We start from the raw sequence: 8,806 nt of genomic DNA, 5'->3' as shown, positions 1-8,806 counted from the left end.
GGTCGCAGCCGGCGTGGTCGCCGGATGGCCGGATCCTGCTGCTGGCCGACCTGCCCGCGGAGTGGCCGGCCTACAACGGCAATCCGGCGCGGCTCCCCGGCGAGGCCCCCCCGCTGTTCGAGCGCGGCCAGGGATTCACGCTGCGCACCATCCCGGCGCCGCTGCCGCCCGATGCGGGCGCGCAGGGCGTGACCAGCGCCATCACGCCCGACGCCGCGCGCTGGACGCTGGCGTTCGACCGCACCTGGCAACTGCTGCGGGATCTCTACTACCAGGCAGGGCCGTCTGCCGCCGCCTGGGAGGCGCTGCGCGACCAGATGCGGCCGCGTGCGGCCGCCGCCACGTCAGGCCAGGACCTCGAGCGCGTGGTCGACGACCTCGTAGCGCGGCAGCCGCTCGTGCGGACGCCGGTCAGCTCGCAGGATGCGATGGTGGTGTCCGGGCATCGGCTGGCCAGCGACGCGGGGGCGCGCGTGCTCGCCCAGGGCGGCAACATCGTCGACGCCGCCATCGCCGTGTCGTTCGCGCTCGGCGTCGTGGAGCCGGACGCCTCCGGCATCGGCGGTGACGGCATGGCCCTGCTGTTCCTCAACGGGATGCGCGAGCCGCTCGTCATCGACTACAAGGATCAGTCGCCGATCCACGCCACGCTCACCAACGCGGCGATCTTCCGCGACGGTCGACTCGTCGGCGATGGTCCTGCCGCGGCCAACATCCCCGGCGTGGTCGCCGGCATGGACCACCTGCACAAGCGCTATGGCTCGGGTCGCTTCAGCTGGGCGCAGCTGATGGCCCCGGCGATCGACCTGGCGGCCAACGGGTACGAACTGGACGAGGCACTGCCGTCGACGCTGCGGGAGGGGCGCGCCCTGCTCGAGCGCTATCCGGAGGCGGCGCGGGTCTACCTGCCCAACGGCCGCGTGCCGCGCGCCGGCGAGCGCTTCGTCAACCCCGACTACGCGGCGACGCTGCGCGCCATTGCGTCAGAAGGCGCCGACGCGTTCTATCACGGCAGTGTGGCCAGGCGGATCGCCGCCGACATGGAGGCCAGCGGCGGCATCATCGGCCTCGAGGACCTCGCGCAGTACCAGGTCATCGAGCGCACACCCGTCAGCGGTCGCTATCGCGGGCTGCGGGTCTTCGGCACGCCGCCGCCGGTGGCCACGGGAACCGCCCTGGTCGAGACCCTCCAGATCCTGGATCGCTACGACGTGCCGCGCGGGGCCGTGGCACCGCACACGCCCGACTACCTGCACCACGTCATCGAGGCGTGGAAGGTGCGCGACCCGCTGCGCCGCGTCGCCGACCCGGCCCTCTGGCCCATCGACGTCGCGCCGCATCTCGATCCGGCCCACGCCGCCACGCTGTTCGGGCGCATCGACCCGACCCGCGCGGCCCCGTTTGCCGAAGATGCCGACGCGGTCGGCCAGGGGCAGGGCGAGCGGATCGGCCGCGGCACCACCGCCTTCGCGGTCGGTGACTCGGCCGGCAACGTCATCGTCCTGACGCAGACGCTGTCGACATGGGGCGGGAACTTCTATGTCTCGAAGGGGCTCGGCTTCCTCTACAACAACCACCTGCGCGGCTACCGCACGGTGCGTGGTGCGTACGGGCAACTCCTGCCACTGATGCGGTCGTCCTCGACCAGTGCCCCGACGCTCGTGTGCGAGGACGTCAACGGCACCCTGAAGCCACGACTCGCCGTCGGCGCCGCCGGCAATGCGTGGATCACCGCCTCGGTCTACGGCATCATCCTCGGTCACGTCGATGGCGGCCTCGGGGCGCAGGCGGCCATCGAGGCGCCCCGCATGCTCATCGGGCGCGACCCCGCGGATCCTGCCGGGCTCAGGCCCCGGATCCAGATCGAGGATCGCTTCCCCGGCGCGGTCCTCGACGACCTGGCGTCGCGCGGGCATCATTTCCAGAAGGTGGGACGCAAGGGTGAACTGCGCTACGGCTACGCCGCCGTGCTGCAGTTCGACAACACGACCGGACGCCTCGAGGCCGGAGCCGAGCCGAGGCGCTCACACCATGCCGTGGCGGTGACACGATGACGCGCACGTCCATCCTCGTCGACGAACTCCATCGCGCCTTCGATGGCGACCCGTGGCACGGCTCGTCGATCACGCACCTGCTCGCCGACGTGTCCGTGGCACAGGCCATGGCGACCCCTCCGGCCGGCATCCATTCCATCGCGGCCATCGTCGCCCACATGACCTCGTGGGTCGCGGAGGTCACGCGCCGCCTCTCGGGGCACGACGCGGCCGATCCGATCGAAGGGGACTGGCCGCTGCCGCGGGCGACGGATCAAGCCGGCTGGCTCGCGATGCATCTCGCGCTCGCCAACGCGATGGCGCATCTCACCGAAGCCGTCGCGGCCTTTCCGGAGGCGCGCTGGGACGATCTGGTCGGCGATGCGCGCAACCCGGCGCTCGGCACCGGCGTTTCGTTCGCCCAGACCGTCTCCGGCGTCGTGCAGCACCTCGCCTATCACGGCGGGCAGATCGCCATCCTGAAGAAGCTCGTCGGCTGATAGGCTGGAGTGATGAGCTCCCGGACCCTCGACGCCACCGCCACCCTGGGCAATGGCTACCAGACGTCGGTGACGACGCGCACGCACGCCTTCGCGGCCGACGAACCCGTCACGGTTGGCGGCACGGATACCGCGCCGACCCCCATGGAACTGCTGTCGGGCAGCCTCGCGGCCTGCACGGCCATCACCCTGCGCATGTATGCCGGCCGCAAGGGCTGGTCGCTCGACGGCCTCACCGTCCGGGTCGAGTACACGGCGCAGCCGACGCCCGCGTTCGTCAAGCACCTCACGATGACCGGTGCGCTCGACGACACGCAGAAGGCGCGCCTGCTCGAGATTGCCGAGGCGTGCCCGGTGGCGAAGCTGCTGAAGGCCGGCGCGGCGTCCGAGACGCGCCTCGCGTAGCCGCGGCACCCGCGTCGACCGCCGGCGGCCTCCTGCTCACCATCACGACGCAGACGCGCGCGCCAGCAGCTGGGCGATCGCCGCGCGATCGACCTTGCCGCGGTCGGTCAGCGGCAGGGCTCGCGTGACCACCACCACGCGCGGCAGCTTGTACGGGGCGAGGTGCGGGGCCAGCGCCTCCCGCACCGTGCGCGCCGTCCACGGGGCCTCACTCACCAGGCACACGCCGAGCGCCTGGCCCCGCACCGCATCGTCGATGCCGAGGGCGACGGCGTCCGAGACGCCGGGCAGGGCGCGCAGTGCCGCCTCGACCTCCTGCGGCACGACCTTGCGTCCCGCCACGTTGACGAACGACGCGACGCGTCCCACCAGCACGTACGTGTCATCGGCCTCGACGCGCCCGTAGTCGCCCGTGAGGAACGTCCCGCCGAGGTGCGGCCCCTCGTCGTCGGCATACCGATCGATCACGTTCGGGCCGGAGACGCGAATGCGACCCGTGCCCTGGGGGGCGTCCGCGTCGGCCACGAGATCGACGCGGGTGGCGCCCATGGGACGCCCCACCGGGACACGCGCGTCCAGCCGCGGGCTGTCGTCGAAGCAGATGCCACCGGTTTCGCTCGACCCATAGAACGACCGCACCTTCAGCCCGGTCACGGCGTGGAACGCGGTCACGGCCTCGAACGACAGGCGCGCGCCGGCCGAGAGGACCAGGCGCAGGGACGGCAGCGGCGGCAGCGCCTGGTGGGCGGCGAGGTGTTCGAACATGAACGGCACCCCGGCGAACGTCTCGAGTCGCGCCGACACGATGTCCGGCGCCACCTGCGTCGGGACGAACTGCGGGCGCACCAGCAGTGGCGTGCCCTGCCACAGCAGCGGCAGGAGCAGGTTGCTGAACCCGTACGAGTGCGACAGCGGAATGACGCCGAACTGCGGTGTGCGCGGACCGATCGTCATCGCCTCGACGATGTGGCACACGTCAGCCACGAGGTGCCGTTCCTCGGTGCAGGTGGCGCGAGGAGCGCCGGTGCTGCCGGAGGTGAGCTTCAACACGGCCGCGGCGCCGTGTCGGCCCGGCGCCGGCAGCGCTGCGGCGACCCAGGCGGCGAGTCCGTGACCGATCGGGATCCGCACCCGTGCGAGTGTCGGGTCGGCAGGCCCCGTGCCGCCGACATGCAGGTCGAGGCCCTCGGGCGCGATCACCGCGGCCGCGTCCCACCGGGTGGCGAGGGCGAGGAGCTCGGCCACCGGCACGCTGCGATCCGCGGGCATCAGTGGCAGGCGGTCGCGGAGACAGGCCAGCGTCACGGCCGGCATCACCGCGGCGTTGCCGAGGCTCGTGATGACGAGGTGGCCCGGGGCGAGCGGGATGCGGGCGAGGGCGGCCGACAGCGACGTGGCCAGCGCGTCGAGCGTGCGCGCCGAGAGCACGAGCGACTCGCTCGGCGCCATCACCAGCGTGTCATCGCCGCGGTCGCGCAGCACGCTGGCAAAGGCCTCGGCGATGGGGGAGTGGGAGGTCATGCGGCCGTGGGCGATGATAAGCCGTGGAGTATCTCTCGCTGCTGCCGCACACGCCGCCGATGCGCCTGGTCGAGGAGGTCGTCTCCGTCGAGCCGGGACAGCAGGCGGTCTGCCGTCGCCTGACCCGCGCCGACGACTTCTACTTTCAGGGCCACTTTCCCGGCCAGCCGGTCGTGCCGGCCATCGTGCTGATCGAGCTGCTGGCGCAGACCGGTGGGCTCGCGGCGGGCACGTCGCGTCCAGGGGAACCCCATCAGCCGCGGGCGCTGCGTGTCGCGGCCGTCGACGGCTTCCGTTTCCCGGCCGGATGTGGCACGGACGTCGTCCTCGAGGCGCAGGCGCGGGTGGTCGGTCGGATGGGCGGGTTGTTCAAGATCGAAGGGACGGTGACGGCCGATGGCGTCCTCGTGGCGAGGGGCAGCCTGACGCTGGCCGACGTGCCGTCGCGCTGAGCCGAGGCCGGACGACCTGCCTGCCGGACACGTCCGGCCGCTACAGTTCGGCGATGCCTTCGATCTCGACGAGGAGATCGGCGCGGCACAACTCGGACTGCGCAAACTCGATGTCGGGGATCTCGCCATAGCGCGCCGCGATCCGATCGCGCACCACGCCCAGATCGTCGGGACGGACGATGTAGACGCGCAGGCTGGAGAAGCGGGCACGCGCGTCACTGGCGCCGCGTTTGTCCTCGGCGGCGGCGAGCAGCGCGTCGAGGTTGTCGAGGGTCTCCACGGTCTGGCCCTCGACGTCACCGGCGTGGACCGTCAACTCGCCGCAGATGCTCGCGGTGCCGGCCACGAGCAGCCACCACGCGCCGTTCACCTGGCGTGCGAGGCGCGTGGCGCGCGCGAAGCAGGGCGGGCGGGGGCCATACCGCCGCGAATACTTGTAGGCCGGGACCTGCCGCGGATTCTCGACGGGCTCACCGGCATCGTCGGCGGCGAGGCAGTGGATCGCGAGGGCTTCGCCGAGCACGCCGACGCCCGAGGCCGCGGCCAGCGTGTGATCGAAGTCGTTGGGCGACCCGTGCCAGTGCTCGCAGGCGGCGAACCGGCCGCCGTTGAAGATCATGTAGCGGTCGAGGTGAGCCCCCGACGGCGTGTGGATGTGTGGCACGAAGTTCCAGAACCGCACCGGGTGCCGCTGCTGCGCGTTCAGGGTGGCCGCCACCGAGAGGTAGGCGTCGCGGACGTGCTCGTGCAGTCGATCCGGCGGCAGCGTGTGCGCCTGCGGGATGGTGATGGCGACGTGCGTGAAGTCGGGACCGGTGCGCACCTCGACGGTGCCATCGAGCGCGTCTGTACGAGAGACCGAAGGGCTGGGACCCACCAGGGCATCCACCCAGGAGGGTGGCAGCGGGGCAAGCGGCGCAAGCGCGATTGGCGTCGTGACCGTGGTCTTTGGCATCACTGCACGACCCCGCATCCGGCTGCGCGGGACGAGCCGTCATAATACCTGAAGATGACCACGGTTCCGTTGGCCGGCAGCGCGCGCGCGCTGTCGCGGGCCTCCCGCCTGCAGCGCGCCATCCATGCGCTGCGGACCGAGGGCGACACGCGCGGGCGCGAGTCGGTCGCCATCGGCGTCGGCCTCATGGTCGGGTGCACGCCGTTCTGGGGCGTCCATTTCGGGCTGTGCTGGCTGGCGGGTGTCGCCTTTCGCCTGAACCGCCTGAAGATGTACCTCGCCGCGAATGTCATCAATCCCCTGATCGTCCCACCGCTCTTCTACGCCGAGGTCCAGACGGGATCCTTCGTGCGGCGTGGGCATTTCCTGACGCTCGCCTGGGACATGCTCACCCCCGACCGCATCTGGGAGTTCGGCGCCGACCTGGTGGTCGGCAGCGTCGTCGTCGGAGTGATCGTGGGCGCGATGGGCGGTTTCGTGACATATGCGGCGCGCCGGCCGGCCAGGGACCCGTTCTTCCAGCTCCTGGTGCGTCGCGCGAGCGACCGCTATCTCGATTCGGGGATCACCGCGTGGGAGTTCGCCCGCGGCAAGCTCTCGGGCGATCCCGTCTACGCCGCGGCGCTGACTGCCGAATTTCCGGCAGCCACGGGCACGCTGCTCGACATCGGCTGCGGGCAGGGCCTCACCCTCGCGCTGGTCGCGGAAGCCCAGGACACGGCGGCGCAGGGCACCTGGGACACGACCCGACCCGACCCGCCGCAGTTCGCCCGGCTCGTCGGCGTCGAACTCCGTCCACGCGTCGCCGGGATCGCCGTGCGAGCCCTCGAGCACGAGGCCGAGGTCCTGACCGGCGATGCGCGGGAGGCTGGATTGCCGCACGCAGACATGGTGCTGCTGTTCGACGTGCTGCACATGATGCCTGAGGCCGATCAGCGCGAACTGCTCAAGGCCATTCGTGCCGCCATGCCGCCGACTGGTCGTCTGCTCGTGCGGGAGGCCGATGCCGATGCCGGATGGCGCTTCCGCATGGTGCGCCTCGGCAACACGCTGAAGGCCCTGGTGACGGGTCGCTGGCGTCAGCGCTTCCACTTCCGGTCGCAGGCTGACTGGCGCCGGCTGCTGTACGAGGAAGGCTTCGCCCCGCACGTCCAGCCCATGGGCGACGGCACGCCCTTCGCCAACGTCCTCATCAGCGCCGGCGTGCGCACCGACGGTCGCTGATCGGCGCTGACGCCGACGGGCCCGGACGGACTAGACTCTGGAGCCGATGAGCATCCTGGTGCTGGGGGCGCTGGCCGCCCTGTCGTTCTGGGTGAGTCGTTCGGCTCGCTTCTCCGGCCTGACCTTCACCGCCGTGGTCTTCACGTGCGTCGCCGCCGCGATGTTCCACCCCGGCTTGTTCCTCACGGCGGGCGGCTACAAGCTGACGGGGCTCATCGTCCCGCTCATCCAGATCATCATGTTCGGGATGGGCACCACGCTGAGCCTCGGTGACTTTGCCCGGGTGCTGGCCATGCCACGAGGGGTGCTCGTCGGCATCCTGTTGCAGTTCTGCGTGATGCCGATCACCGGCTACGCGCTCGCGCGGTTGTTCGGCTTCACGGGCGAGGTCGCCGCGGGCGTCGTCCTCGTGGGTGCGGCGCCCGGTGGCGTGGCGTCCAACGTGATGACCTACCTCGCCGGCGGCAACGTCGCCCTGTCGGTGACGATGACGGCGTGCTCCACGCTGCTGTCGCCGGTGTTGACGCCTCTCGCCATGCAGCTGCTCGCCGGTCGCTTCGTGCCGATCGATGCCTGGGACATGATGATCTCGATCATGAAGATGATCATCCTGCCGGTGATCGCGGGGCTGGTCTTCAACAAGCTGCTGCGCGATCAACGCTGGATGCCGCGCATCCTGCCCCTCGTGTCGATGATCGCCATCGCGGCCATCATCACGATCATCACGGCCAACTCGCGCGACCAGCTGCTCGCCGTGGCGGCGACCCTGTTCGCGGTCGTCGCGCTGCACAACCTGATCGGTTTCACGCTGGGCTACTGGGGCGCGCGCGGTGCCGGGCTCAACGAATCGGACTCGCGCACGGCGTCGATCGAGGTCGGCCTGCAGAACGCCGGCATGGCCTCCGGCCTGGCCATCAGCGTGCTGCACAGCACCGACGCCGGCCTCGCGGCGGCGATCTTCGGCCCGTGGATGAACGCCGCCGGCAGCGTCCTCGCGTCCTACTGGCGGCAGAAACCCCCAGGGCGGTAATCACCCGAGAGGACGGAGGAGAGAGGAAAGAGGAAAGAGGTAGGACGGAGGTCAGAGGTGAGAGGTCAGTGCCACTGAGAAGTCCTTCCACCTCGCCCCTACCTCCGTCCTCCTTCCTCGATCCTCCGTCCTCGCCCCTCCGTCCTACCTCCGTCCTCCCTCCTCGGTCCTCCGTCCTTCGAGCATCCATCGCCCTGGTGATCGGCGCTGGAGATGGCCGCCAAGCCAGACGAGGGCCTCGTGGGGACGCCCGTCGGCGTCGTACGAGCCGCCGAACCACAGCGCGCAGCGCAGGGGGCCGCGGGCCGGGCGTACGTCCTGGTGTGGGACGTCGTCCTGCGCATCGGCCCGTTCGGCCGGTGTCCAGCAGAAGCGGGCGTCCGACCAGAACACCACGCCGCCGTTGCCGTTGTCGCGCGCCGACGCGAACGCGAAGGGGTGGACGGGGACGAAGTTGCGTGCCGTGGCGAAGTCGGTCAGCGACTGGCGAGCGAACGGCGCGTCGCTGGCGGGGGCGTGCGCGAAACGGAGGCGGGCGTCCCGCGTCCAGCCATCGACCCGCCAGGCGCGCAGCTGGCCGTCCGGCAGGCGGTCGAAGAACAGCCATCCCGTCCATGAGCCCCACTCGGCCTCGACCGCCATGGACTCGGGCGGCGCGGTGCCCGCGGCCGTCACCGCCGCGCCGT

At 71.2% G+C, this 8,806-nt stretch carries 9 protein-coding genes; 6 read left to right on the top strand and 3 right to left on the bottom strand.

Annotation, left to right across the window (positions count from 1 at the left end; translation table 11 throughout):
* The 3 genes from Q0C41_RS27430 to Q0C41_RS27420 form a co-directional block, all read left to right on the top strand.
* On the top strand, positions 1-2,054 hold a 2,054-nt coding region (locus Q0C41_RS27430), incomplete at its 5' end, for a gamma-glutamyltransferase (RefSeq protein ID WP_291989518.1).
* Complete coding sequence (locus Q0C41_RS27425) at positions 2,051-2,533, top strand: DinB family protein (protein ID WP_291989515.1); 483 nt, start codon at positions 2,051-2,053, stop codon at positions 2,531-2,533. The genes Q0C41_RS27430 and Q0C41_RS27425, both read left to right, overlap by 4 nt.
* Before the next feature lie 12 nt (positions 2,534-2,545).
* Complete coding sequence (locus Q0C41_RS27420) at positions 2,546-2,938, top strand: OsmC family protein (RefSeq protein ID WP_291989514.1); 393 nt, start codon at positions 2,546-2,548, stop codon at positions 2,936-2,938.
* A gap of 42 nt (positions 2,939-2,980) precedes the next feature.
* On the opposite strand, the gene Q0C41_RS27415 is transcribed toward Q0C41_RS27420, so the two are convergent.
* Complete coding sequence (locus tag Q0C41_RS27415) at positions 2,981-4,459, bottom strand: class I adenylate-forming enzyme family protein (RefSeq protein WP_291989512.1); 1,479 nt, start codon at positions 4,457-4,459, stop codon at positions 2,981-2,983.
* A gap of 23 nt (positions 4,460-4,482) precedes the next feature.
* Here Q0C41_RS27415 and Q0C41_RS27410 point away from each other — a divergent pair, with 23 nt between their 5' ends.
* The gene (locus tag Q0C41_RS27410; protein ID WP_291989509.1) at positions 4,483-4,911 is read left to right on the top strand and encodes a hypothetical protein; all 429 of its coding nucleotides are present in this window, start codon (positions 4,483-4,485) and stop codon (positions 4,909-4,911) included.
* 40 nt (positions 4,912-4,951) lie between these two features.
* On the opposite strand, the gene Q0C41_RS27405 is transcribed toward Q0C41_RS27410, so the two are convergent.
* Positions 4,952-5,866: a hypothetical protein gene (locus Q0C41_RS27405; protein WP_291989508.1), complete on the bottom strand. Its 915-nt coding sequence runs from the start codon at positions 5,864-5,866 to the stop codon at positions 4,952-4,954.
* Between the two features lie 54 nt (positions 5,867-5,920).
* Here Q0C41_RS27405 and Q0C41_RS27400 point away from each other — a divergent pair, with 54 nt between their 5' ends.
* Both Q0C41_RS27400 and Q0C41_RS27395 read left to right on the top strand, forming a co-directional pair.
* Positions 5,921-7,090, top strand: a complete 1,170-nt coding sequence (locus Q0C41_RS27400; RefSeq protein WP_291989506.1) for a DUF2062 domain-containing protein — start codon at positions 5,921-5,923, stop codon at positions 7,088-7,090.
* A gap of 46 nt (positions 7,091-7,136) precedes the next feature.
* Positions 7,137-8,120, top strand: a complete 984-nt coding sequence (locus tag Q0C41_RS27395) for a bile acid:sodium symporter family protein (protein ID WP_291989504.1) — start codon at positions 7,137-7,139, stop codon at positions 8,118-8,120.
* A gap of 144 nt (positions 8,121-8,264) precedes the next feature.
* On the opposite strand, the gene Q0C41_RS27390 is transcribed toward Q0C41_RS27395, so the two are convergent.
* Positions 8,265-8,806 (bottom strand): hypothetical protein (locus Q0C41_RS27390; protein WP_291989502.1); only part of this gene is annotated, 542 nt, incomplete at its 5' end.

Source organism: Luteitalea sp. (assembly GCF_022842525.1).
In the GTDB taxonomy this organism is placed as follows: domain Bacteria; phylum Acidobacteriota; class Vicinamibacteria; order Vicinamibacterales; family Vicinamibacteraceae; genus Luteitalea.
The sequence above is the reverse complement of the archived record's forward strand: the minus strand, read 5'-3'. Positions and strand labels throughout refer to the sequence as shown.